The sequence below is a fragment of the Nonomuraea sp. IBHARD001 genome (assembly GCF_056106265.1).
The window spans coordinates 964,536-988,911 of sequence record NZ_JBWBBW010000002.1; the positions used below are offsets into that span (position 1 = coordinate 964,536).

Genomic DNA, 24,376 nt, shown 5'->3' on the forward strand with positions numbered 1-24,376 from the left:
GTCCTCGAAGGCCTCCGCCGTTGTCCGGCGGGGGCTTTCGTGTTGCCCGGACCGCTGTGCTCGCCGTACGTCGGGGGGCTCAGGGTTTTCCCTGGGGTTTCCCCCGAAAAGCGGCGGGCAGGCACCATGGCAAGAAACCTCCACGTAGGGTGCAAAGCATGCTGACCAAGCGCAGGATCACTCTCGCCGCCGCCGCGACGGGCGCCGCCGCCCTTCTCGCCGTCGCGGGTTGCGGATCGACCGCCCAGCCCATCCAGGTCAATCTCGCCGCCGCCGAAGTGCTGGAGCAGGCCGCGCAGAAGACCTCCGAGGTCACCAGCTACACGGCCGACGCCGTGGTCGAGGTGACCCACCCCAAGGAGGGCAACGGCAAGGTGCAGGGGCGGCTCATCTACCAGAGCAAGCCGACCCTCGCCCTCGATCTCAAGCTCGACACCGTGAACTTCGGCGGGCAGGGCCTGCCGGGCGGCGCGCAGGCCGTACTCCAGGATGACGTCGTCTACCTCAAGGTGGACGTGCTCAAGACCCTGGTCGGCGCCACCAAGCCGTGGATCAAGGTGCCGCTGACCGACGTCGACAAGGCCGGACAGGTCAAGGGGTACCTCGACCAGATCCAGCAGTTCGACCTGGCGACCGCCACCAAGCTGCTCACCGCCTCCAAGGACGTCAAGTCCGTCGGCACCGAGAGCGTCGGCGGCGTCGACACCACGCACTACAGCGGCAGCTTCCCGGTCGAGGCGGCCGTCGTGCTGCTGCCCGCCGACAAGCAGGACGAGGCCAAGAAGCAGCTGGCCGATCTCAAGGACGTCAAGTTCGACATCTGGGTGGACGCCGAGGGGCTGCCGCGCAGGATCGGCGTCAACGGCGCGCAGGACGGCGCCTCGGTGAACGCGAACCTGTTCTTCAAGGGCTTCAACGAGCCCGTCTCGATCACCGCGCCCCCGGCCGACCTGGTCGGCGAGCTGCCCAAGACCGTCAACTAGCATCCGGACCCGAACGGCAAGCTGATCGGCCCGCGCCTCCTGGTGCGGGCCGATTTGGCTTCCCGTGGTTTTCCCTCTACTCTGGCATTTGCCAAAGACCGCCGGTCGTTGCTGGGTGCCCTATGGCCCGGTGACCGAAGAGTCCACCTGAGTGGATGGCCTGTGTAGGTGATGCGAGTTTCCACATGGTTTCCGTGTGTGTAGCCCCGTGCGCCTGCGCCGGGGCTTGTTCTCATTTCAGGGCTCCTCCCGGCGGCACATCTGGAAGGAGGCCCATGGCGAGGGCAGACAAGGCGACCGCGGTTGCCGAGCTCAAGAATGAGTTCGAGGGCAGCAACGCCGCCGTTCTGACCGAGTACCGCGGTCTCACCGTCGCACAGCTCAAGCAGCTGCGTATCGCGCTCGGTGGGAATGCGAAGTTCGCCGTGGCGAAGAACACGCTGACCAAGATCGCGGCCAACGAGGCCGGCGTGACGGCTCTGGACGACCTGCTGGTCGGCCCGACCGCGATCGCGTTCGTCAACGGTGACGTTGTCGAGGCGGCCAAGGGTCTGCGTGACTTCGCCAAGGCCAATCCCCTTCTGGTGATCAAGGGCGGTGTCCTCGACGGTAAGGCGTTGGACGCGGCCGAGATCACCAAGCTCGCCGACCTCGAGTCCCGTGAGGTTCTCCTCTCGAAGCTCGCTGGTGCGCTCAAGGCGAAGCAGGGCCATGCCGCTGCTGTCTTCGCCGCGCTGCCCACCAACATGGCTCAGCTGGCCGAGGCCCTGCGCGCGAAGCGCGAAGAGTCGGGCGAGTAACACCGGGGATTGCCGCAAAACCCGCGGTCCCGTACTTAGTTTGTAGCAAGATCCATACGGAGGAAACATCATGGCGAAGCTCAGCACCGACGAGCTGCTCGACGCGTTCAAGGAGATGACCCTCCTTGAGCTGTCCGACTTCGTGAAGCTCTTCGAGGAGACCTTCGACGTCAAGGCCGCCGCCCCGGTCGCCGTTGCCGCTGCCCCCGCCGCCGGTGGCGCCGCCGCCGAGGCCGTCGAGGAGCAGGACGAGTTCGACGTCATCCTCGAGGCTGCCGGCGACAAGAAGATCCAGGTCATCAAGGAGATCCGCGCGCTGACCTCCCTCGGCCTGAAGGAGGCCAAGGACCTGGTCGACGGCGCTCCGAAGGCTGTCTTCGACGGCAAGGTCAACAAGGAGCAGGCGGAGAAGGCCAAGGCTGCCCTTGAGGGCGCCGGCGCCAGCGTCACCGTCAAGTAACACAGCTTCATCCAGAAGGAGCGGATCCACCCAGGTGCCGGGTGGGCCGCTCCTTCTGCATTGGGCGCCAGGCTGCCGCGAAAATCGCCCAGATACCCCCGGAAACCCCCTCAGATCGTCTCGCAGGGCCGTCGGCAATTTCCCGGATCCCGGTCATGGCCGTTCCATGCGGAAGTAATGTGTGGCGCACGTTACCCCCGGTGCTGGAAGGTGACTTGTGGGCGTCGAAGTCGTGGTCGAAGGGCTGACGAAATCGTTCGGCAGGCAGGTCATCTGGGAGGACGTCTCGCTGACCCTGCCCGCGGGCGAGATCTCCGTGCTGCTCGGCCCTTCGGGCACCGGCAAGTCGGTCCTGCTCAAGACGCTGGTCGGGCTGCTGCGGCCCGATCGCGGGCACATCTGGATCGAGGGCCACGACCTGGCCGACTGCAGTGAGAGCAGGCTCTACGAACTGCGCAGGCTGTTCGGCGTGCTGTTCCAGGACGGGGCCCTGTTCGGGTCGCTGAGCCTCTACGACAATGTGGCCTTCCCCCTGCGTGAGCACACCAAGAAGAGCGAGACGCAGATCCGCCAGGTCGTGATGAGCAAGATGGAGCTCGTCGGCCTGGTCGGCGCCGAGGCCAAACTGCCCGGCGAGATCTCAGGCGGCATGCGCAAACGCGCGGGCCTGGCCAGGGCGCTGGTGCTGGACCCGGAGATCATCCTGTTCGACGAGCCCGACTCCGGCCTCGACCCGGTGCGCACCGCCTATCTCAACCAGCTCATCGTCGACCTCAACGCCGAGACCGAGGCGACCTTCCTCATCGTCACCCACGACATCAACACCGCGCGCACCGTGCCCGACGACATCGGCCTGCTGTTCCGGCGCGAGCTGGTGATGTTCGGCCCGCGCGAGATGGTGCTGTCGAGCGAGGAGCCGGTCGTGCGCCAGTTCCTCAACGCCCGCAGGCACGGGCCGATCGGTATGTCGGAGGAGAAGGACGTCGCCGAGCTCGCCGCCGAGGAGCGACTGGGGCACGACCCCGGCGCACTGCCGCCGATCCCGCCGCAGCTGATGCCGTCGGGGATGCGCACGCGCCGCGCGCAGCGACCGCCGGGCGCCTGGCTGGCCGCCAACGGCGTGACCGCGCCCGCGGGATCGTTCGTCGACGAGCGTGGGCGCGACTGGCTCACCGACTACCCCCGGCTGGTCGGCGCCGAGACGAACGGCGTGCTCTGACCTCATGACCTCGCAGAAGGCGCCCTTCTCGCGCCCTGGAACGCTCACTCTCCGTATGGGACTGCTCACGGAGTTCGGTTGTTTCGTGGCGATGTGCCTCGACGTGCTCAGGGCGGCGTTCAAGCGGCCCTTCCACTGGCGTGAGCTGGTGCGGCAGGCGTGGTTCATCGTCGCCGTCAGCGCGCTGCCGACCGCGCTGGTCGCGATCCCGTTCGGCGCGGTGCTGGCCCTGCAGGCGGGCAATCTCATCCGGCAGTTCGGGGCCCAGTCGTTCACCGGGGCGACCGCCGTACTCGGCATCGTGCGTGAGGCCAGTCCCGTGGTGACCGCACTGATGATCGCGGGCGCGGCCGGCAGCGCCATCTGCGCCGATCTGGGGGCACGCAGGATCCGCGAGGAGATCGACGCCATGGAGGTGCTCGGCATCGACCCCCTGCACCGCCTGGTCGTGCCGAGGGTCGCGGCCTGCGCGCTGGTCGCGCCGATGCTCAACGGCCTGGTCACCGCGGTCGGGCTGATCGCCAGCTATCTGTTCAACGTCGTCGCGCAGGGCGGCTCGCCCGGGGCCTATCTGGCCTCGTTCAACGCCCTGGCCGAGCTGTCCGACCTGTGGCTGGCCGAGGGCAAGGCCCTGCTGTTCGGGCTGAGCGCGGGGCTGGTGGCCTGCTACAAGGGCCTGAGCGCGGCCGGAGGGCCCAAAGGAGTGGGGCAGGCGGTCAACCAGACCGTGGTCGTCGCCGCCATGCTGCTCTTCGTCGAGAACTTCGCCGTCAGCGCCCTGTGGGCGGCCCGATGAGCCTGGGGGAGCAGGGCAGGTTCTACGCCCAGGCGCTGGCCGCGCTGCCTCGCGCCCGCTATCCCAAGGAGATCCTCAGGCTGCTGGCCGAGGTCAGCCTGGGCAGCGGCGGCCTGGCCGTGGTCGGCGGCACGATGGCGATCGTCGCCTTCATGACGTTCTTCACCGGCACCGAGGTCGGGCTCCAGGGCTACAGCGCGCTCGACCAGATCGGCACGTCCGCCTTCACCGGCTTCCTGTCCAGCTATGTCAACACCCGGGAGATCGCCCCGATCGTGGCGGCGATCGGCCTGTCGGCCACCGTGGGGTCGGGCTTCACCGCCCAGCTCGGCGCGATGCGGATCAGCGACGAGGTCGACGCGCTCGAGGTGATGGCGATCCCGGCCGTGCCGTTCCTGGTGACGACGCGGCTGATCGCCGGGTTCGCCGCGGTCGTCCCGCTCTACGTGCTGGGGCTGCTGGCCTCCTACGTGGCGACGCGGTTGATCACCATCACGTTCTACGGGCAGTCGAGCGGGACCTACGACCACTACTTCGAGTTGTTCCTCGTGCCGTATGACGTGTTCTGGTCCTTCGGCAAGGTGATGATCTTCTCGGTGCTGGTCATCCTCATCCACTGCTACTACGGCTTCCACGCCTCGGGCGGGCCCGCCGGGGTCGGCGTCGCGGTCGGCCGGGCCGTACGCACGGTGCTGGTCTCGGTCAATGTGGCCAACGTGCTGCTGGGGCTGGCGATCTGGGGCACGACGACGACGGTGAGGCTGGCCGGATGAGACACGCGGTCGTGCTGGTCGTACTGATCGCCGCGTTCGTCGCGGTGACCGTGGGGGCCTACTTCAAGGTGTTCACGCCCGCCGAGCGCGTCACGCTGGAGGCGGCTTCGGCCGGGTTGCAGCTCGGGCCGCATGCCGATGTGAAGGTGCGGGGCGTGGTCGTCGGCGAGGTGGAGAGCGTGAGCGCGAGCGCGCGGGGCGCACGGCTCGTCCTGGCGCTGCAGCCGGGGCAGGTCGCGGGCATCGACAGCGGGTCGACGGCCAGGCTGCTGCCCAAGACGCTCTTCGGCGAGAAGTACGTCGACCTGCGCCCGCCCGCGCGTCCCACCCGGCCGATCCGCGACGGCGACGTCATCGTCCAGGACGCCGCAACGGTCGAGCTCACCGGTGTGCTCGACCGCCTGCTGCCCCTGCTGCGCACGCTCAGGCCCGACCGGCTCAACGCCACGCTCACCGCACTCGCCACCGCGCTTGAGGGCAGGGGCGAGGAGCTCGGCACGACGCTGGAACGCGCGGAGGCCTACCTCGGCCGCCTGGAGCCCTACCTTCCGCTGCTGACCCGCGACCTCGGCAAGCTCGCCGACACCGCCGACCTGTACGGCGACGCCGCACCCGGCCTGCTGCGCGCACTCGACGACGCGGTCGCGCTCGGCGACACCGTGGCACGCGTCGAGCGCATCACCGAGCACGCGCCGAGCGCCGTGGCCAAGACGGCCGCGCTGCTGCGCCGTACCAAGGAGGCCCTGGTGGACCTGCAGCGCGTCAGCCGGGCGCCGCTGGGCGTCGTGGCCCATCACGCTCCGGCCATCGCCTGCGTGTTCCAGGGGCTTGAGCGGCTGCGGCCACGCCTGGACCGCACGTTCGGCGGTGGCAGGGTGCGGGCGGTGATCGAGATCGTCCGGCCCGAGCCGCCGTACCGGCCGGGTGTCGACGCCCCCGCCTACACCGACACGCGCGGCCCCCGCTGCTACGGGCTGCCCGACCGGGTGCCGGTGCCGTTCCCCGAGATCGACTTCAGCGACGGCACCGGCGATCTCGGCAGGCTGATGCCGCGATGACGACGGCGAAGGCGGCGCTCAAGCTGGCCCTGTTCGCGCTGGTCACCAGCCTGTGCACGGCCGTGCTCGCGGTGACGATCTCCGGCGCGCGCTTCACCGCCTCCCACACCTACACCGCGCTGTTCGGCGACGCGACCGGCCTGACCGAAGGCGACGAGGTACGCATCGCGGGCGTCCAGGTCGGCCGGGTGGAGTCGATCGGCCTGGCGGGCGCACGGGCCGAGGTCGCGTTCTCGGTGCGCGGCAGCGTCCAGGTGCCGCGCGCGGTCGTCGCCGCCATCCGCTGGCGCAACCTGGTCGGCCAGCGCTACCTGACGCTCATCCCGGGCAAGGGCGGCCCCGGCCACCTGCGACCGGGCGAGCGCGTCACCGACACCAGGCCCGCGCTCGACGTCACCGAACTGTTCAACGGCTTCAGGCCACTGCTGCGCGCGATCGACCCGGCCGACGTCAACACCCTGAGCTGGCAACTCCTGCAAGTGCTGCAGGGCGAGGGCGGCACGGTCGAAAGCCTGCTCGGCCATATCGCCTCCCTCACCGAGACGCTCGCCGAACGCGACCAGGTGATCGGCCGGGTGATCGGCAACCTCGACACCGTCCTGGCCGAGGTGGCCACCAGGGACGAGCAGTACGGCAGGCTCATCGACGACCTGCACGCCCTGGTGAGCGGCCTGGCGGGCGACAGGGCCGCGCTCGGCGACGCGGCCGAGGGCCTGGCCAGGCTGACCGGCGCGACCGGCGACCTGATCGAGCGGGCCAGACCCGACCTCAGGGCCGACGTACGGCAGGCGGGCGAGTTCCTCGCCGCGCTCAACGCCGAACGCGACCGCCTCGACAAGGCGATCAAGGACGTGCCGATGCGGCTGAACCAGCTCACCAGGGCGGTGTCCTACGGCTCCTGGTTCAACTTCTACCTGTGCTCGCTCGACTTCCGGATCGGCTCGACGCGCACGCCGAAGGTCGTCAATGAGAGCGCCAGATGCCGATGATCCCCTTCAGGCGCCGCAACCCCGTCACCGTCGCCCTCGTCACGCTGGCGACCGCCGCCGCCCTCGTCGCCGGAGCGCTCACCGCACGCGGCCTGGCACGCGGCGAGGTGCGCTCGGCCGCCTTCGCCGAGTCGGCCGGCCTCAAGCCGGGGGAGGAGGTGCTGGTGGCGGGCGTGCGGGTGGGCCAGGTCGTGCGCGTCGACCTCGACGGCGGGCATGTGCGGGTCGACATGCGCCTCGACAGCGACGTCCCGCTCGGCAGCCTCACCAGGGCGCACATCAGGGTGCGCTCGCTGCTCGGCTCGCATGCCGTTCTGCTCGAACCGCACGGCCCCGGCACACTCGGCGGCGAGATCCCGCTCACCCGCACCAGCGTGCCGTACGAGGTGATGCCCGCCGTCGGCGACCTGGCGCAGGAGGTCGGGCGCGTCGACACCGAGGGGCTGGCCAAGGCCATGCGGGTGCTGTCGGGCACACTCGCGGGAGCCGGTCCCGAGATCAAGGCCTCGCTGCGCGGGCTCGGCCGCCTGTCGCGTGCCGTGGCCGCACGGGGTGAGGAGCTGAGCGGCCTGGCCGGACACGCGCGCACGGTCACCGCCCTGCTCGCCGGACGCGACCGGCAGCTGTCCGGCCTGATCAAGGACGGCGACCTGCTGCTGCGCGAGATCGCGGCCAGGCGTGCCGCCATCCACGACCTGCTGGTCGGCACCACGCGCCTCTCGGCCCAGATCGACGCCCTCGTCACCGAGAACGGCTCGGCGGTGAAGAGCGCGCTGAAGGAGCTCAACACGTTCGTGGCGTTGCTGCGGCGCAACGAACGCAGCCTGGGGCGCACGCTGACCCTGCTGGCCCCGTATGTCAGGCAGGTCGTCGACGCCACGGGCAACGGGCCCTGGTTCGACGCGATCATCCAGAACCTCGTGCCGCTTCCGGCTTCGGTACGGCTGCCCGACCACACGTTCGGAGGGGTGATCCCTTGAACCGGGTCCTGCCTGCCGCGGCGCTCGTGCTGGCGCTGACCGGGTGCGCGCCGCTGGAGGGGTTCGAGGGCGTGGCGTCGCTGCCGCTGCCCGGCGGGGTGGCGCTCGACGACGCCGCCTATCCGGTGACGATCGAGTTCGCCGACGCCCTCGACCTGGTGCCGCACTCGCTGTGCAAGCTCAACGACGTCACCGTGGGCAAGGTCACCTCGGTCACGCTGGCTCCCGGCTGGCGTGCCGACGTGGAGTGCACACTGCGCGGCGACACCGTGCTGCCCGCCGGGACGGGCGCCTCCATCGCCCAGACGAGTCTGCTCGGCGAGAAGTACGTCAGGCTCGAACCCGGCACACCGGGCGGCAGGCTGGCGCCGGGCGCGCGTATCCCGCTGCGGCTCACCGGCCAGTCCGCCGAGATCGAGCAGGTGCTGGCCGCCGCCTCGACGCTGCTCAACGGCGGTGGTCTCGCCCAGGCCGCCACCGTCGCCGACGAACTGCGCAAGGTGCTCGACGGCCGTCATGGGCGGCTGAAGGGCCTGCTGCGCCGCCTCGACACGTTCGCCGCCGCGCTCGACGGCGCCAGGCCGCAGATCGTGCGCCTGATCGACCGCCTCGACCGGCTCACCGCCGTCCTGGCCGCCCAGCGCCGCACGATCGCGGGCGTCGCCACCGAACTCGGCCCCGCCGTACGGCAGCTGCGGGGGCAGCGGAAGGAGCTGACCGGGTTGCTGACCGGTATGGACCGGCTCGCCGACACCGCGGTCGAGGTGATCGACCGCTCGCGCGACGACACGCTGGCCAATCTGGCGCATCTCAACCGGCTGCTCGGGCACCTGCTGCGGGCCCGTGCCTCCATCGCCAGGGAGCTGCCGACCGCGCTGACCTTCCCGTTCCCGCCGTCGGTCACCGACGCGCTCAGGGGCGACTACGGCAACGCCGACGCGACCGTCGATCTGTCGCCGGGCACGACGCTCGGCAACCTCATGGGCGGGGGCGGGTGACGTGCGGCGTTCGGTGGTGGCGCAGCTGCTGGTCTTCGCGGTGGTGACCGTGGTCGCGACCACGCACACGCTGGTCGGCTACGCGCGGGTCGGGGCGGACCTGTTCGACCCCGCCTACCGGGTCGGCGTCGACCTGGCCGACACGGGCGGGCTGTTCGAACACGCGGAGGTGACCTACCTGGGCGTGGAGATCGGCCGGGTGGAACGGCTGACGCTCACGCCCGGCGGTGTGCGCGCCGTGCTCAGGCTGCGGGCGCAGGCGCTGGTGCCCAGCGACGGCACACTGGCCGTGGTGGCCAACCGGTCGGGAGTCGGCGAGCAGTACCTCGACCTGCGCCCCCGCGCCGACGCCGAGCCGTACCTGCGGGAGGGCGACGTGATCCCGCGCGAGCGCACCCGGCTGCCGGTGCCGACCGCCGACCTGCTGGCCGGGGCCGACCGGCTGCTCGGCTCGGTGGACCCCCGCGACGTGGCCACCGTCGTCGACGAGCTCGGCGACGCCTTCACCGCGACGGGCCCGCCACTCGGCCGCCTGCTCGACGCCTCGGGCGCGCTGCTCGACAGCGCGCAGGAGGTGCTGCCCGAGACGGTGACATTGCTCACCACAGGCGAACGCGTGCTCGACACGCAGATCGAGGCCGGGGACGACCTGAAGGCGTTCGCCACCGACCTGGCCTCGCTCACGGGCGCGCTGCGCGCGGGCAGGCGCGACCTGACCTCGGTGATCGACGGCGTCTCGCCCGCGGCCCTCGCCACCGAGAGGCTGGTCGACGACCTCTCGCCCACGCTGCCCGCCTTGCTGGCCCGCCTCGGCGTGGGCGGTCGGGTGGCCACGGCCAGGGTCGCGGCCATCAGGCAACTGCTGATCGGCTACCCGGCCGCCGTGGCGGGCGCCTTCACCGTGATCGCCCCCGAAGGCGGCCTGCACTTCGGCCTCAACGTGAACCTCAACACCCCTCCGCCGTGCACACGCGGCTACACCGCCGAACGCCGCCGCCCCCAGGACACCCGGGTACGGCGGGCCGAGCTGAGGACGGGCTGCGCCGAGCCCAAGGACAGCGCGACGGGCGTCAGGGGAGCGCGCAACGCCCCTCGTCCGGTTGACTCTCCTGGGAAGGGTCCGTTACTGATCTTCGGGGCGGGTTATGATCCGGCGATCGGTCGAGCGATGGGAGACAGGGCATGGCAGATGATGCTGCTCGGTCCCCTCGTGTCGTGATCTGGCTCCTCGTCGCGCTGCTGCTGGTCCTGGGGGCGTCGGCGATCATCGTCGGCGGGCAGGTGCGCGAGGCGCAGGCGATGGCCGACGACAGGCAGGCCGCGCTCGACGCGGCGGGCACCCACGCGGTCAACCTCGTCTCGCTGAACCACCGCACGGTCGACATCGACCTGCAGCGCATCCTCATCACCGCGACCGGAGCGGCCAAGGCCGAGTACCTCGCCAACTCCGCCAGGCTCAAGCGCACGACGCTGGACAACAAGGTCGTCCAGGACGGCGTGCTGCGGGCGACCGGGCTGGTCTCGATGAAGGGCGACACCGCCCAGGTCCTGGTCGTCGCCGATGTGAAGATCCGCTGGGAGGGGTCGAAGGCGGCCACGCAGGAGCGGTTCTACCGGTGGTCGATGGAGGTCACCAAGGCCGGGGGAGTGTGGCTGGTGTCGAAGGCGGAGCAGGTCCTGTGAGCGGGCACGGAGCGGTGCGATGAAGCTGGTCATGAGCGTGCTCGTGGTGGCGGTGCTGGCGCTGGGCACGGTGGTCGGGGTCATGGTCCTCGACCTGCGCAGCCTGCGGGCCGACGAGGTCGCGGCCCAGGAGGCGCTGGCCTCGGCCAGGTCGGTGGCGGCCGACATGCTCTCCTACGACTACCGCACGATCGAGCAGGACCTCGCGCGGGCCGAGGGCTACACGACCGGGCAGCTCACCGGGCACTACAAGGAGCTGGCCAGGACCCTGGTGCCCAAGGCCAGGCAGCAGCGCTCGGTCCAGCAGGCCACGGTCGCGGGCGCGGCCGTCGAACGGGCCACGGCCGAGCGGGTCGACGTCCTGGTGTTCATGAACATGGGCACGGTCAAGGAGGCCGAGGGCACCGACGAGCCCCGCACGCAGATCAGCCAGAACCGGGTGAGATTCGTCATGGTCAGGCAGGGGGCCCGTTGGCTGGTCTCCGACCTGTCGACGCTGCTCGGCGCCGCCTGAGCCGGTTCGCCTGCCCTCGCGGGGGTCCCGCGTGTTGCGATATTCAATTGTTATCCATTTCTGGGTTTGCCGAAGGCCTCGCGATGGGTACCTCTGCCAGTGCTACACCGATTGACGGCATGGCTTCGATGCCCGGTGTGACACAGCGTTAGCCGGCCCCCTTCGCGGGTATCGTCCTGGGGCCGAAAGCTGGCGATGGTCACCCCGGCGGAGAAATCCCAGCGTCCGGGCCTGAAGTTGGGTGAAAGTCCGGCTCGTGGGCTTGACGTTTCCGCTCTGACGGGCGATGCTGCGGTCAACGTGGAGCATGCAGCGAGAGCGAAGTGGACAGGCGTGTGCCGTTCGGCTACACTGCCCCTTTGCGCTGCCCTTTGACGACCCGCATCCCTTGCTCACGGTGTGAGGTTGTCTGGCGTGCGTGTAGTCAGTCCGCCGCGAGCCCTCGGAAGGACATCTGTTGGCAGCCTCGCGCAACGCCTCCGCCGTACCCGCCGGTCCCCGTCGCGTCTCTTTTTCGCGCATCCAGGAGCCACTCCAAGTTCCTGACCTTCTCGCTCTGCAGACCGAGTCTTTCGACTGGCTGCTCGGCAACGAGAAGTGGAAGGGCCGGGTTGAGGCGGCTCAGCAGGCCGGGCGCAGGGACGTTCCGACCCAGTCCGGTCTTGAAGAGATCTTCGAGGAGATCAGTCCGATCGAGGACTTCTCCGGAACCATGTCCTTGTCGTTCCGCGACCATCGCTTCGAGCCGCCGAAGTACTCAGTAGATGAGTGCAAAGACAAGGACATGACCTACTCCGCCCCGATGTTCGTCACGGCGGAGTTCATCAATAACACCACCGGTGAGATCAAGAGCCAGACGGTGTTCATGGGCGACTTCCCGCTCATGACGTCGAAGGGCACCTTCATCATCAACGGCACCGAACGTGTCGTCGTCTCCCAGCTGGTGCGTTCGCCCGGTGTCTACTTCGAGCGCAACGTCGACAAGACGTCCGACAAGGACCTCTACGGCTGCAAGGTCATCCCCTCCCGGGGTGCCTGGCTCGAGTTCGAGATCGACAAGCGCGACAGCGTCGGTGTGCGCATCGACCGCAAGCGCAAGCAGGCCGTCACCGTGCTTCTCAAGGCGCTGGGATGGACCACCGACCAGATCCTCGAGCGCTTCGGCCAGTACGAGTCGATGCGGGCGACCCTGGAGAAGGACCACACCGCCGGGCAGGACGACGCCCTGCTCGACATCTACCGCAAGCTCCGCCCGGGCGAGCCGCCGACCAAGGAGTCGGCCCAGACCCTGCTGGAGAACCTCTACTTCAACCCCAAGCGCTACGACCTCGCCAAGGTCGGCCGCTACAAGATCAACAAGAAGCTCGGGGTCGACAGCGAGATCCGTCAGGGCACGCTGACCGAGGACGACATCGTCGCCACCATCGAGTACATCGTCAGGCTGCACGCCGGCGAAGAGGCGATGCCCGGCGCCGGTGGCCGTGAGGTCATCGTCGAGGTCGACGACATCGACCACTTCGGCAACCGTCGTCTTCGCAGCGTCGGCGAGCTCATCCAGAACCAGGTCCGCCTGGGCCTGGCCCGCATGGAGCGCGTCGTCCGCGAGCGCATGACCACGCAGGACGTCGAGGCCATCACGCCGCAGACCCTGATCAACATCCGCCCGGTCGTGGCGTCGATCAAGGAGTTCTTCGGCACCTCCCAGCTGTCGCAGTTCATGGACCAGACCAACCCCCTGGCCGGCCTGACGCACAAGCGTCGTCTGTCCGCGCTCGGCCCCGGTGGTCTGTCCCGTGAGCGGGCCGGCTTCGAGGTTCGTGACGTGCACCCGTCCCACTACGGACGCATGTGCCCGATCGAGACGCCCGAAGGCCCCAACATCGGTCTGATCGGCTCGCTGGCCTCCTTCGGCCGGATCAACGCCTTCGGCTTCGTCGAGACGCCTTACCGCAAGGTCGTCGACGGCAAGGTGACCGAGCAGATCGACTACCTGACGGCCGACGAGGAGGACCGCTTCGTCAAGGCCCAGGCCAACACGGTGCTCAACGCCGACGGGTCGTTCGCCGAGAGCCGCGTCCTGGTCCGGACCAAGGGCGGCGAGACCGAGCTCGCCAGGGCCGAGGAGGTCGACTACGTCGACGTCTCCGCGCGCCAGATGGTCTCGGTCGCGACCGCGATGATCCCCTTCCTCGAGCACGACGACGCCAACCGCGCGCTCATGGGCTCCAACATGCAGCGGCAGTCCGTTCCGCTGCTCAAGAGCGAGGCGCCCCTGGTCGGCACCGGCATGGAGTACCGTGCCGCCACCGACGCCGGCGACGTCATCAGCGCCGACAAGGCGGGTGTGGTCGAGGAGGTCTCCGCCGACTACATCACGGTGATGAACGACGACGGCACCCGGACTACTTACCGTGTCGCGAAGTTCAAGCGTTCCAACCAGGGCACCTCCTTCAACCAGAAGCCCATCGTGGCCGAAGGCGACAGGGTCGAGGTCAACCAGGTCATCGCCGACGGTCCCTGCACCGACGACGGTGAGATGGCGCTCGGCAAGAACCTCCTCGTGGCGTTCATGCCGTGGGAGGGCCACAACTACGAAGACGCGATCATCCTTTCCCAGCGTCTGGTCCAGGACGACGTCCTCTCCTCGATCCACATCGAGGAGCACGAGGTCGACGCCCGTGACACCAAGCTGGGGCCCGAGGAGATCACGCGCGACATCCCCAACGTCTCCGAAGAGGTCCTCGCCGACCTCGACGAGCGCGGGATCATCCGGATCGGCGCCGAGGTCGTCCCCGGCGACATCCTGGTCGGCAAGGTCACGCCCAAGGGTGAGACCGAGCTGACCCCGGAGGAGCGCCTGCTCCGCGCGATCTTCGGTGAGAAGGCCCGTGAGGTCCGCGACACCTCGCTGAAGGTGCCGCACGGCGAGTCCGGCAAGGTCATCGGCGTGCGCGTCTTCTCCCGCGAGGAGGGCGACGAGCTTCCCCCCGGTGTCAACGAGCTGGTCCGCGTCTACGTGGCCCAGAAGCGTAAGATCACCGACGGTGACAAGCTCGCCGGTCGTCACGGCAACAAGGGCGTCATCTCCAAGATCCTGCCCGTCGAGGACATGCCGTTCCTCGAGGACGGCACGCCGGTCGACATCATCCTCAACCCGCTGGGCGTCCCCGGTCGAATGAACGTCGGCCAGGTGCTCGAAACCCACCTCGGGTGGATCGCGGCTCGCGGCTGGGACATCTCCGGTGTCCAGGAGGCCTGGGCCGAGCGTCTGCGCGACAAGGGCTTCACCGAGGTCGCGCCGCGTACGAATGTGGCCACCCCGGTCTTCGACGGCGCGCACGAGGAAGAGATCGTCGGTCTGCTGAGCAACACCCTGCAGAACCGCGACGGCGACCGCATGGTCCAGGAGACCGGCAAGGCCCGCCTGTTCGACGGCCGCTCCGGCGAGCCGTTCCCGTACCCGATCTCGGTCGGCTACATCTACATCCTCAAGCTGCTCCACCTGGTGGACGACAAGATCCACGCCAGGTCGACCGGCCCGTACTCGATGATCACCCAGCAGCCGCTCGGTGGTAAGGCGCAGTTCGGTGGCCAGCGATTCGGCGAGATGGAGGTGTGGGCGCTGGAAGCGTACGGCGCCGCATACGCCCTCCAGGAGCTGCTGACGATCAAGTCCGACGACGTACTCGGCCGCGTGAAGGTCTACGAGGCGATCGTCAAGGGCGAGAACATCCCCGAGCCCGGCATCCCCGAGTCCTTCAAGGTCCTCATCAAGGAAATGCAGTCGCTGTGCCTGAACGTCGAGGTGCTCTCCAGCGACGGCATGTCCATCGAGATGCGTGACACGGACGAGGACGTCTTCCGCGCCGCGGAGGAGCTCGGTATCGACCTGTCCCGGCGTGAGCCGAGCAGCGTGGAAGAAGTCTGAGGGGGAGATCGCACATGCTAGACGTCAACTTCTTCGACGAGCTCCGGATCGGCCTCGCGACCGCTGACGACATCCGCCAGTGGTCTCACGGCGAGGTGAAGAAGCCGGAGACCATCAACTACCGGACTCTCAAGCCGGAAAAGGACGGGCTCTTCTGCGAGAAGATCTTCGGCCCGACCCGCGACTGGGAGTGCTACTGCGGTAAGTACAAGCGCGTCCGGTTCAAGGGCATCATCTGTGAGCGCTGTGGCGTCGAGGTCACGCGTGCCAAGGTGCGTCGTGAGCGGATGGGCCACATCGAGCTGGCCGCGCCCGTCACGCACATCTGGTACTTCAAGGGTGTGCCCTCGCGGCTCGGCTACCTGCTCGACCTGGCCCCGAAGGACCTTGAGAAGGTCATCTACTTCGCGGCGTACATGATCACGCATGTCGACACCGAGATGCGTGAGCGCGACCTGCCCTCGCTCGAGGCGAAGATCTCCGTCGAGCGCCAGCACGTCGAGCAGCGCCGCGACGCCGACATCGAGGCCCGCCAGAAGAAGCTCGAAGGCGACCTGGCCGAGCTGGAGGCCGCTGGCGCCAAGGGCGACCAGCGCCGCAAGGTGCGTGAGGGCGCCGACCGCGAGATGCGTCAGCTTCGCGACCGGGCCCAGCGCGAGCTGGACCGTCTCGACGAGGTGTGGAGCCGTTTCAAGAACCTCAAGGTCCAGGACCTCGAGGGCGACGAGATGCTCTACCGCGAGATGCGTGACCGCTTCGGCCGCTACTTCAAGGGCGGCATGGGCGCGCAGGCCATCCAGGAGCGTCTGATCAGCTTCGATCTCGACGCCGAGGCCGAGAACCTCCGCGAGACGATCCGCAGCGGCAAGGGCCAGAAGAAGGCCCGTGCGCTCAAGCGTCTCAAGGTCGTCTCCGCGTTCCTCAACACGCGCAACTCGCCGCGTGGCATGGTGCTCGACTGCATCCCGGTCATCCCGCCGGACCTGCGCCCGATGGTGCAGCTCGACGGTGGCCGGTTCGCGACCTCGGACCTGAACGACCTGTACCGCAGGGTCATCAACCGCAACAACCGCCTCAAGCGGCTTCTCGACCTCGGCGCGCCCGAGATCATCGTGAACAACGAGAAGCGCATGCTCCAGGAGGCGGTCGACGCCCTGTTCGACAACGGCCGTCGTGGTCGCCCGGTCACGGGCCCCGGCAACCGTCCGCTGAAGTCCCTCAGCGACATGCTGAAGGGCAAGCAGGGGCGTTTCCGGCAGAACCTGCTCGGCAAGCGAGTCGACTACTCCGGCCGTTCGGTCATCGTCGTCGGCCCGCAGCTGAAGCTGCACCAGTGCGGTCTGCCCAAGCAGATGGCGCTGGAGCTCTTCAAGCCGTTCGTGATGAAGCGCCTGGTCGACCTGAACCACGCGCAGAACATCAAGTCGGCCAAGCGCATGGTCGAGCGTGCTCGCCCGGTCGTGTGGGACGTGCTCGAAGAGGTCATCACCGAGCACCCCGTCCTGCTCAACCGCGCGCCCACGCTGCACCGTCTGGGCATCCAGGCGTTCGAGCCGCAGCTGGTCGAGGGCAAGGCCATCCAGATCCACCCGCTCGTCTGTACGGCGTTCAACGCCGACTTCGACGGCGACCAGATGGCCGTGCACCTGCCGCTGTCGGCCGAGGCCCAGGCCGAGGCCCGCATCCTGATGCTCTCGACCAACAACATCCTCAAGCCGGCCGACGGCAAGCCCGTGACCATGCCCACCCAGGACATGATCATCGGCCTGTACTGGCTGACCACGCAGAAGGAAGGCGCGGTCGGCGAGGGCAGGATCTTCGGCTCGGTCTCCGAGGCGCAGATGGCCTTCGACCGTCGCGAGCTGGACATCCAGGCCAAGATCCAGATCCGCCTGCACGACGTCCTGCCGCCGCGTGGCTGGTCGGCTCCCGAGGGCTGGGAGGCCGGCGACCCGCTGCGTCTGGAGACGACGTTCGGCCGCTGCCTGTTCAACCAGACGCTGCCCGCGAGCTACCCGTTCGTGAACCAGCAGATCGGCAAGAAGCAGCTCTCGGTGATCGTCAACGAGCTGGCCGAGACCTACCCCAAGGTCGAGGTCGCCAACTCGCTCGACGCTCTCAAGGACGCCGGCTTCCGCTGGGCGACCCGTTCCGGCGTCACGATCTCGATCGACGACGTCGTCGCGCCGCCGAACAAGGCGACCATCATGGAGTCCTACGAGCGCAGGGCCGACAAGGTCCAGCGTGAGTACGAGCGTGGTCTGATCACCGACGAGGAGCGCCGTCAGGAGCTCATCGAGATCTGGACCCACGCCACGGCCGACGTCGAGACCGACATGGTCAACGCCTTCCCGGCGACCAACCCGGTCTGGATGATGGTCAACTCCGGCGCCCGCGGTAACAAGATGCAGGTGCGTCAGATCGCCGGTATCCGAGGCCTGGTGTCCAACACCAAGGGTGAGACGATCCCGCGTCCGATCAAGGCCTCCTTCCGTGAGGGCCTGTCGGTGCTGGAGTACTTCATCTCCACCCACGGTCAGCGAAAGGGTCTGGCCGACACCGCGCTGCGCACCGCCGACTCGGGTTACCTGACCCGTCGTCTGGTGGACGTGGCCCAGGACGTCATCGTGCGTGAGATCGACTGCGGCACCGACCGCGGCGTCCCGCTGCACGTCGGCGAGCGCGACAGCCAGGGCAACCTGGTCAAGGCCGAGAACGCCGAGTCCAACGTGCACGGCCGCATCCTGGCCGAGGACGTCGAGGTCGACGGCAAGGTCATCGCCGCCACCGGTGTCGACATCAACGACGACCACGTCACCGACCTGGTCGCCGCCGGCATCGAGACGGTCAGGACCCGCAGCGCGCTCGTGTGCGAGGCGAAGATCGGCGTCTGCGCGACCTGCTACGGCCGCTCGCTGGCCACCGGCAAGCTCGTGGACGTCGGCGAGGCCGTCGGTATCATCGCCGCCCAGTCGATCGGTGAGCCCGGCACGCAGCTGACCATGCGTACCTTCCACACCGGTGGTGTGGCGGGCGCCGACATCACCCACGGTCTGCCCCGTGTCCAGGAGCTCTTCGAGGCGCGCATCCCCAAGGGTGTCGCCCCGATCTCCGAGGCCGAGGGCCGGGCCCGCATCGACGAGACCGACAAGACCCGCAAGATCGTGATCACCCCGGACGACGGTTCCGAGGAGATCGCGTACCCGGTGTCGATGCGCTCGCGTCTGCAGGTCAGCGACGGCCAGCGCGTCACGGTCGGCCAGCAGCTGATCGCCGGTGCGGTCAACCCCAACGAGGTGCTCCGCATCCTCGGCCCGCGTGCGGTCCAGCTGCACCTGGTCGCCGAGGTCCAGCAGGTGTACCGCTCGCAGGGTGTGTCGATCCACGACAAGCACATCGAGATCATCGTGAGGCAGATGCTCAAGCGCGTGAACGTGCTGGAGTCCGGTGACACCGACCTGCTGCCCGGCGAGCTCGTCGAGCGTCCGCGCTTCGAGCTGATGAACCGCGAGTGCGTGGCGGAAGGCGGCCAGCCGGCCTCCGGCCGTCCGGTCCTCATGGGCATCACCAAGGCCTCGCTCGCCACCGAGTCGTGGCTGTCGGCGGCCTCCTTCCAGGAGACCACCAGGGTCCTGACGGACGCGGCGATCCACGCCAAGTCCGACTCGCTCCTGGGCCTGAAGGAGAACGTCATCATCGGAAAGCTCATCCCCGCAGGCACTGGCATGCCCCAGTACCGCAACATCCGGGTCGAGCCCACCGAGGAGGCCAAGGCCGCCATGTACACCGTCGGCGGTTACGACGGCTCCGCAGCCGACTACACCTTCGGCACGGGCAGCGGCGAAGCCGTCCCGCTGGAGGAGTACGACTTCGGGCAGTACAACCGGTAGTCCCCGAACAGACTGCGAGACGCCCACTTCCGGCCTTCGGCCGGGGGTGGGCGTTTCTGCGTTCGGGGTGTCGCGGGGGAGATACGACATGCGACATGAACGCCTCCCGGCACCAAGACCTGCGACGACACCCACCCAAACCCAAGAACCAACATCCCGGTACGGCCCCGCCTCGCGCCTGCCGTACGTCAGGGGTGTGTTGGATCGAGGGCCGCAGGCGACGAAGGTTCAACGGCTGCCCGGCACACCCACACGAAGATCCAACCCACCACGGGCTCACCGCCACCCCCCAAATGAACCTTCCGAGGTCTTTCGGCAACCCCTCAACGATTTCCCGTGAAGGTCCGGAGAACTCGTAGGAAGCGGGTAAACTAGGTGCGGGCCTGATAGCGGTCGGGGGAGATGCCGACCGTGGGACCACGACACGAGAATGCGGCCGCGGAAGACCGGTGGCCGGAGCGCGGCGACCGTTTTGACGTGTTGCCTTGTGCTGGGTAGTCTTGCCCTTCGTGCCCGTGGGTTCATGGGCTCTCATGCGTGCGCTCCGACAGGCTAGATCCGGTAGTGGCGCCGTATGGCCTCCCCCAGCTTTCTGCTTGGTCGAGGTGTGGCTCCGTGAGGACGCGACACGCCCGACCGCGTGGGTCGAAGCAAGAGGGAAAACAGCAGGTCATGACACCGGCAGTACCTGCGAAATGCACCACCTGACGTTTGACCGGCCGAAGCACGAACGGAGTGGCAGTGCCCACTATTCAGCAGTTGGTCCGCAAGGGCCGGCAGGACAAGGTCACCAAGACCAAGACTCCTGCCCTCAAGGGGAGTCCGCAGCGTCGCGGCGTGTGCCAGCGCGTCTACACCACCACTCCCAAGAAGCCCAACTCGGCCCTGCGCAAGGTCGCCCGTGTTCGGCTCACCAACGGCATCGAGGTCACGGCCTACATCCCCGGTGTTGGCCACAACCTGCAGGAGCACTCGATCGTGCTCGTTCGCGGCGGTCGTGTGAAGGACCTGCCGGGTGTTCGCTACAAGATCATCCGTGGCTCGCTGGACACCCAGGGTGTCCGCAACCGCAAGCAGGCCCGTAGCCGTTACGGCGCGAAGAGGGAGAAGAGCTAACAATGCCTCGTAAGGGTTCTCCTGGCCGTCGTCAGCTCATGTCTGACCCGGTTCACAACTCGCCGCTGGTCACCGCCCTGATCAACAAGGTGCTCCTGGACGGCAAGCGCTCCATCGCGCAGTCGATCGTCTACGGCGCCCTTGAGGGCTGCAAGGACAAGACCGGCAACGACCCGGTCGTCACCCTCAAGCGGGCGCTCGACAACGTCAAGCCCACGCTCGAGGTGCGCAGCCGCCGTGTCGGTGGCGCGACCTACCAGGTCCCGGTCGAGGTGCGCGCCGCGCGCAGCACCACCCTGGCCCTGCGCTGGCTGGTGCAGTACTCCCGCGCCCGCCGCGAGAAGACCATGACCGAGCGCCTGATGAACGAGCTGCTCGACGCCAGCAACGGCCTCGGCGCTTCGGTCAAGAAGCGCGAGGACACCCACAAGATGGCCGAGTCCAACAAGGCCTTCGCCCACTACCGCTGGTAACCCCGGCGGGTTCGACGAGACGACGAGGACGCGAGAGAAGTGGCCACCACGACCGCTCTTGACCTGGCCAAGGTCCGCAACATCGGGATCATGGCCCATATCGACGCGGGCAAGACCACCACGACCGAGCGCATCCTGTTCTACACCGGTATCAACTACAAGATCGGTGAAGTCCACGAGGGCGCTGCCACCATGGACTGGATGGAGCAGGAGCAGGAGCGTGGTATCACTATCACCTCCGCCGCTACCACCTGTGAGTGGGACGGTCACACCATCAACATCATCGACACCCCCGGGCACGTCGACTTCACCATCGAGGTGGAGCGCTCGCTCCGCGTCCTCGACGGTGCCGTCGCGGTGTTCGACGGTGTCGCGGGTGTCGAGCCGCAGTCTGAGACGGTGTGGCGTCAGGCCGACCGCTACGGCGTGCCTCGCATCTGCTTCGTGAACAAGATGGACCGTGTCGGCGCGGAGTTCCACCGCTGCGTCGACATGATGATCACCCGTCTTGCGGCCACCCCGGCCGTCATTCAGCTTCCCTGGGGCGTTGAGGCCGACTTCAAGGGCGTCATCGACCTGGTGAAGATGAAGGGCCTGCTCTGGAGCGCCGAGGCGGCCAAGGGCGAGATGTACGAGGTCGTCGACATCCCCGCCGACCACGCCGAGGCAGCTCGTGAGTGGCGCGACAAGCTCGTCGAGACCGTCGCCGAGAACGACGACCAGCTGATGGAGCTCTTCCTCGAGGGCGTCGAGCCCACCGAGGAGCAGCTCGTCGCGGCCATCCGCCGCGCGACGCTGTCCAGCGCCATCAACCCGGTCCTGACCGGCACCGCGTTCAAGAACAAGGGCGTTCAGCCCCTGCTCGACGCGATCGTGGCCTACCTGCCCGCACCGATCGACATCCCGGCTTTCAAGGGACACGCGGTCGGCAAGGAGGACGAGGTCATCGAGCGTCACGCGGACGTGACCGAGCCGTTCTCCGCTCTGGCGTTCAAGATCATGAGCGACCCGCACCTGGGCAAGCTCACCTACATCCGCATCTACTCGGGCACGCTCGAGACCGGCACCGGTGTCATCAACTCGGTGAAGGGCAAGAAGGAGCGGATCGGCAAGATCTACCAGATGCACGCGAACAAGCGCGAAGAGCGCCCGTCCGCGCACGCCGGTCAGATCGTCGCCGTCATGGGTCTGAAGGACACCACGACCGGCGACACGCTGAGCGACACCCAGCACCAGGTCGTGCTCGAGTCGATGACGTTCCCGGCTCCGGTCATCAACGTCGCGATCGAGCCCAAGACCAAGGGCGACCAGGAGAAGCTGTCGACCGCGATCCAGCGGCTGGCCGAGGAGGACCCGTCCTTCCAGGTCCGTCGTGACGAGGAGACCGGCCAGACGGTCATCTGGGGCATGGGCGAGCTTCACCTCGAGATCCTCGTCGACCGTATGCGTCGCGAGTTCAAGGTCGAGGCGAACGTCGGCCGGCCGCAGGTCGCCTACCGGGAGACCATCCGCCGCAAGGTGGAGAAGGTCGACTACACCCACAAGAAGCAGACCGGTGGTTCGGGCCAGTTCGCCCGCGTCATCATCAACCTCGAGCCGCTGGGCGAAGGCAACGACGGCTACGAGTTCGAGAACAAGGTCTCCGGCGGTCGTGTCCCGAGGGAGTACATCCCCTCGGTCGACGCGGGCGCCCAGGAGGCCGCCGAGTTCGGCGTGCTGGCCGGTTACCCGATGGTGGGCGTGAAGGTGACGCTGACCGACGGTGCCGCGCACGACGTCGACTCCTCGGAAATGGCCTTCAAGATCGCCGGTTCGATGGCCTTCAAGGAGGCCGCGCGCAAGGCGGACGCCGTTCTTCTCGAGCCGCTGATGGCCGTCGAGGTCACCACGCCCGAGGACTACATGGGTGACGTCATCGGTGACATCAACGGTCGCCGCGGACAGATCCAGGCGATGGACGAGCGTGCGGGTGCGCGTGTCATCCAGGCGCTCGTGCCGCTGTCTGAGATGTTCGGCTACGTGGGTGACCTTCGTAGCAAGACGCAGGGACGCGCGAGCTACAGCATGCAGTTCGACTCCTACTCCGAGGTGCCTCCGGGCGTCGCCAAGGAGATCATCGCGAAGGCCCGGGGCGAATAGACCCGCCGCGGTCCCCAAGGACCGGGACACTAGCGTCCTGGTCCTGGTGGGGCGGCTCAACACCGCCCCACCACCCAAGGGGTCCGGCGTGTCCGGGCCCGAGTGATATGTAAGTCAGTCAGATTCTCTAAGGAGAGAACCAGTGGCGAAGGCCAAGTTCGAGCGGACCAAGCCGCACGTGAACATCGGCACCATTGGGCACATCGACCACGGCAAGACCACTCTGACCGCGGCGATCACCAAGGTGCTCCACGAGCGTTTCCCGAACCTTAACGAGGCGACCCCGTTCGACAAGATCGACAAGGCGCCCGAGGAGAAGGCTCGTGGTATCACGATCTCCATCGCGCACGTCGAGTACCAGACCGAGAAGCGCCACTACGCTCACGTGGACTGCCCCGGTCACGCCGACTACGTGAAGAACATGATCACGGGTGCCGCGCAGATGGACGGCGCGATCCTCGTGGTCGCCGCGACCGACGGCCCGATGCCCCAGACGAAGGAGCACGTCCTCCTGGCCCGCCAGGTCGGCGTCCCCTACATCGTCGTGGCGCTCAACAAGGCCGACATGGTCGACGACGAGGAGATCCTGGAGCTCGTCGAGCTCGAGGTCCGCGAGCTGCTCTCCGCGCAGGAGTTCCCCGGCGACGACCTGCCGGTCGTGCGCGTCTCCGCTCTGAAGGCCCTTGAGGGCGACCAGAAGTGGGGCGACAGCATCATCGAGCTCATGACCGCCGTGGACGAGAACGTCCCCGAGCCGACCCGTGAGACCGAGAAGCCGTTCCTCATGCCGATCGAGGACGTCTTCTCGATCACCGGTCGCGGCACGGTCGTCACCGGCCGTATCGAGCGTGGCATCGTCAAGGTCAACGAGACTGTCGACATCATCGGCATCAAGGAGACCAAGACCACCACCACGGTCACCGGTGTCGAGATGTTCCGCAAGCTGCTCGACGAGGGCCAGGCGGGCGACAACGTCGGTCTGCTCCTGCGCGGCATCAAGCGCGAGGACGTCGAGCGCGGCCAGTGCATCATCAAGCCGGGCACCACGACCCCGCACACCGAGTTCGAGGCCCAGGTCTACATCCTGAGCAAGGACGAGGGCGGCCGTCACACGCCGTTCTTCAACAACTACCGTCCCCAGTTCTACTTCCGTACGACGGACGTGACCGGCGTGGTGAACCTCCCCGAGGGCACCGAGATGGTCATGCCCGGCGACAACACCGAGATGCGCGTCGAGCTGATCCAGCCCATCGCCATGGAGGACGGTCTGAAGTTCGCGATCCGTGAGGGCGGCCGTACCGTCGGCGCCGGTCGCGTGACGAAGATCCTCAAGTAGTACGACCGCAGGGTGGCGGTCGGCCCCCGGATTTCCGAGGGCCGACCGCCGCACTGTGAAAAGGCGGCTAGTCTGTACGGCTGGCACGTCAAAAGCTCCACGAGCACCGTGATCTTGCAGTTAGTTCGGCCCGAGTGACCGAGATAACTGCCGGATCACGGAATGAAACGGCAGATCAACAGCGTCTGCCACGTGGAGTTACTTATAGCGGCACAGGCCGCACGATACTTTTTCAGACGAC

The 24,376-nt window shown here is 67.9% G+C and carries 19 protein-coding genes; all 19 read left to right on the top strand.

Features of this window, described 5'->3' with window-relative positions; genetic code table 11:
* The first annotated feature begins 158 nt into the window (after positions 1-158).
* Positions 159-983 (top strand): SCO4651 family lipoprotein, encoded by an 825-nt coding sequence (locus ACTWNK_RS06840; RefSeq protein ID WP_474302848.1) that lies wholly within the window; start codon positions 159-161, stop codon positions 981-983.
* Positions 984-1,258: 275 nt separating this feature from the next.
* Positions 1,259-1,783 carry a 50S ribosomal protein L10 gene (gene rplJ / locus ACTWNK_RS06845; protein WP_474302850.1) on the top strand — a complete coding sequence of 175 codons (525 nt, stop codon included), beginning with the start codon at positions 1,259-1,261 and terminating at the stop codon, positions 1,781-1,783.
* A 70-nt stretch (positions 1,784-1,853) separates the two neighbouring features.
* The gene (rplL, locus tag ACTWNK_RS06850) at positions 1,854-2,243 is read left to right on the top strand and encodes a 50S ribosomal protein L7/L12 (protein WP_474302852.1); all 390 of its coding nucleotides are present in this window, start codon (positions 1,854-1,856) and stop codon (positions 2,241-2,243) included.
* A gap of 217 nt (positions 2,244-2,460) precedes the next feature.
* Positions 2,461-3,462 (top strand): ABC transporter ATP-binding protein, encoded by a 1,002-nt coding sequence (locus ACTWNK_RS06855; protein ID WP_474302854.1) that lies wholly within the window; start codon positions 2,461-2,463, stop codon positions 3,460-3,462.
* A 55-nt stretch (positions 3,463-3,517) separates the two neighbouring features.
* Positions 3,518-4,258: an MlaE family ABC transporter permease gene (locus ACTWNK_RS06860; RefSeq protein WP_474302856.1), complete on the top strand. Its 741-nt coding sequence runs from the start codon at positions 3,518-3,520 to the stop codon at positions 4,256-4,258.
* Positions 4,255-5,031 carry an MlaE family ABC transporter permease gene (locus tag ACTWNK_RS06865; RefSeq protein WP_474302858.1) on the top strand — a complete coding sequence of 259 codons (777 nt, stop codon included), beginning with the start codon at positions 4,255-4,257 and terminating at the stop codon, positions 5,029-5,031. Before ACTWNK_RS06860 ends, ACTWNK_RS06865 begins: the two co-directional genes overlap by 4 nt.
* Positions 5,028-6,089 carry an MCE family protein gene (locus ACTWNK_RS06870; protein ID WP_474302860.1) on the top strand — a complete coding sequence of 354 codons (1,062 nt, stop codon included), beginning with the start codon at positions 5,028-5,030 and terminating at the stop codon, positions 6,087-6,089. Before ACTWNK_RS06865 ends, ACTWNK_RS06870 begins: the two co-directional genes overlap by 4 nt.
* Positions 6,086-7,078 (top strand): MCE family protein, encoded by a 993-nt coding sequence (locus ACTWNK_RS06875; protein WP_474302862.1) that lies wholly within the window; start codon positions 6,086-6,088, stop codon positions 7,076-7,078. Before ACTWNK_RS06870 ends, ACTWNK_RS06875 begins: the two co-directional genes overlap by 4 nt.
* Positions 7,069-8,058 (top strand): MCE family protein, encoded by a 990-nt coding sequence (locus ACTWNK_RS06880; RefSeq protein ID WP_474302864.1) that lies wholly within the window; start codon positions 7,069-7,071, stop codon positions 8,056-8,058. Before ACTWNK_RS06875 ends, ACTWNK_RS06880 begins: the two co-directional genes overlap by 10 nt.
* Entirely contained in the window at positions 8,055-9,056 is a 1,002-nt protein-coding gene (locus tag ACTWNK_RS06885) for an MCE family protein (protein ID WP_474302866.1), read from the top strand. The genes ACTWNK_RS06880 and ACTWNK_RS06885 overlap by 4 nt, the downstream gene beginning before the upstream one ends.
* A gap of 1 nt (position 9,057) precedes the next feature.
* Entirely contained in the window at positions 9,058-10,275 is a 1,218-nt protein-coding gene (locus ACTWNK_RS06890; protein ID WP_474302868.1) for an MCE family protein, read from the top strand.
* Complete coding sequence (locus ACTWNK_RS06895) at positions 10,272-10,739, top strand: hypothetical protein (protein WP_474302870.1); 468 nt, start codon at positions 10,272-10,274, stop codon at positions 10,737-10,739. The genes ACTWNK_RS06890 and ACTWNK_RS06895 overlap by 4 nt, the downstream gene beginning before the upstream one ends.
* Before the next feature lie 19 nt (positions 10,740-10,758).
* A complete protein-coding gene (locus tag ACTWNK_RS06900) occupies positions 10,759-11,253 on the top strand; it encodes a hypothetical protein (RefSeq protein ID WP_474302872.1) in 495 nt (164 codons plus the stop codon).
* A 457-nt stretch (positions 11,254-11,710) separates the two neighbouring features.
* Positions 11,711-15,181 carry a DNA-directed RNA polymerase subunit beta gene (gene rpoB / locus ACTWNK_RS06905; RefSeq protein ID WP_474302874.1) on the top strand — a complete coding sequence of 1,157 codons (3,471 nt, stop codon included), beginning with the start codon at positions 11,711-11,713 and terminating at the stop codon, positions 15,179-15,181.
* Positions 15,182-15,195: 14 nt separating this feature from the next.
* On the top strand, positions 15,196-19,071 hold the full coding sequence (locus ACTWNK_RS06910; protein ID WP_474302876.1) for a DNA-directed RNA polymerase subunit beta': 3,876 nt from the start codon (positions 15,196-15,198) through the stop codon (positions 19,069-19,071).
* Positions 19,072-19,812: 741 nt separating this feature from the next.
* Entirely contained in the window at positions 19,813-20,187 is a 375-nt protein-coding gene (gene rpsL, locus ACTWNK_RS06915) for a 30S ribosomal protein S12 (RefSeq protein WP_474302878.1), read from the top strand.
* 2 nt (positions 20,188-20,189) lie between these two features.
* Positions 20,190-20,660, top strand: a complete 471-nt coding sequence (rpsG, locus tag ACTWNK_RS06920; protein WP_155351275.1) for a 30S ribosomal protein S7 — start codon at positions 20,190-20,192, stop codon at positions 20,658-20,660.
* Positions 20,661-20,750: 90 nt separating this feature from the next.
* Positions 20,751-22,799 carry an elongation factor G gene (gene fusA / locus ACTWNK_RS06925; protein WP_474310853.1) on the top strand — a complete coding sequence of 683 codons (2,049 nt, stop codon included), beginning with the start codon at positions 20,751-20,753 and terminating at the stop codon, positions 22,797-22,799.
* Positions 22,800-22,941: 142 nt separating this feature from the next.
* On the top strand, positions 22,942-24,135 hold the full coding sequence (gene tuf, locus ACTWNK_RS06930) for an elongation factor Tu (RefSeq protein WP_474302880.1): 1,194 nt from the start codon (positions 22,942-22,944) through the stop codon (positions 24,133-24,135).
* The last annotated feature ends 241 nt before the right edge of the window (positions 24,136-24,376 follow it).

Coding starts and splice junctions, on each gene's coding strand:
- ACTWNK_RS06840 (WP_474302848.1), top strand. CDS start 159: ATGCTGACCAAGCGCAGGATCACTCTCGCCGCCGCCGCGACGGGCGCC.
- rplJ (WP_474302850.1), top strand. CDS start 1,259: ATGGCGAGGGCAGACAAGGCGACCGCGGTTGCCGAGCTCAAGAATGAG.
- rplL (WP_474302852.1), top strand. CDS start 1,854: ATGGCGAAGCTCAGCACCGACGAGCTGCTCGACGCGTTCAAGGAGATG.
- ACTWNK_RS06860 (WP_474302856.1), top strand. CDS start 3,518: ATGGGACTGCTCACGGAGTTCGGTTGTTTCGTGGCGATGTGCCTCGAC.
- ACTWNK_RS06865 (WP_474302858.1), top strand. CDS start 4,255: ATGAGCCTGGGGGAGCAGGGCAGGTTCTACGCCCAGGCGCTGGCCGCG.
- ACTWNK_RS06870 (WP_474302860.1), top strand. CDS start 5,028: ATGAGACACGCGGTCGTGCTGGTCGTACTGATCGCCGCGTTCGTCGCG.
- ACTWNK_RS06875 (WP_474302862.1), top strand. CDS start 6,086: ATGACGACGGCGAAGGCGGCGCTCAAGCTGGCCCTGTTCGCGCTGGTC.
- ACTWNK_RS06880 (WP_474302864.1), top strand. CDS start 7,069: ATGCCGATGATCCCCTTCAGGCGCCGCAACCCCGTCACCGTCGCCCTC.
- ACTWNK_RS06900 (WP_474302872.1), top strand. CDS start 10,759: ATGAAGCTGGTCATGAGCGTGCTCGTGGTGGCGGTGCTGGCGCTGGGC.
- ACTWNK_RS06910 (WP_474302876.1), top strand. CDS start 15,196: ATGCTAGACGTCAACTTCTTCGACGAGCTCCGGATCGGCCTCGCGACC.
- rpsG (WP_155351275.1), top strand. CDS start 20,190: ATGCCTCGTAAGGGTTCTCCTGGCCGTCGTCAGCTCATGTCTGACCCG.
- fusA (WP_474310853.1), top strand. CDS start 20,751: ATGGCCCATATCGACGCGGGCAAGACCACCACGACCGAGCGCATCCTG.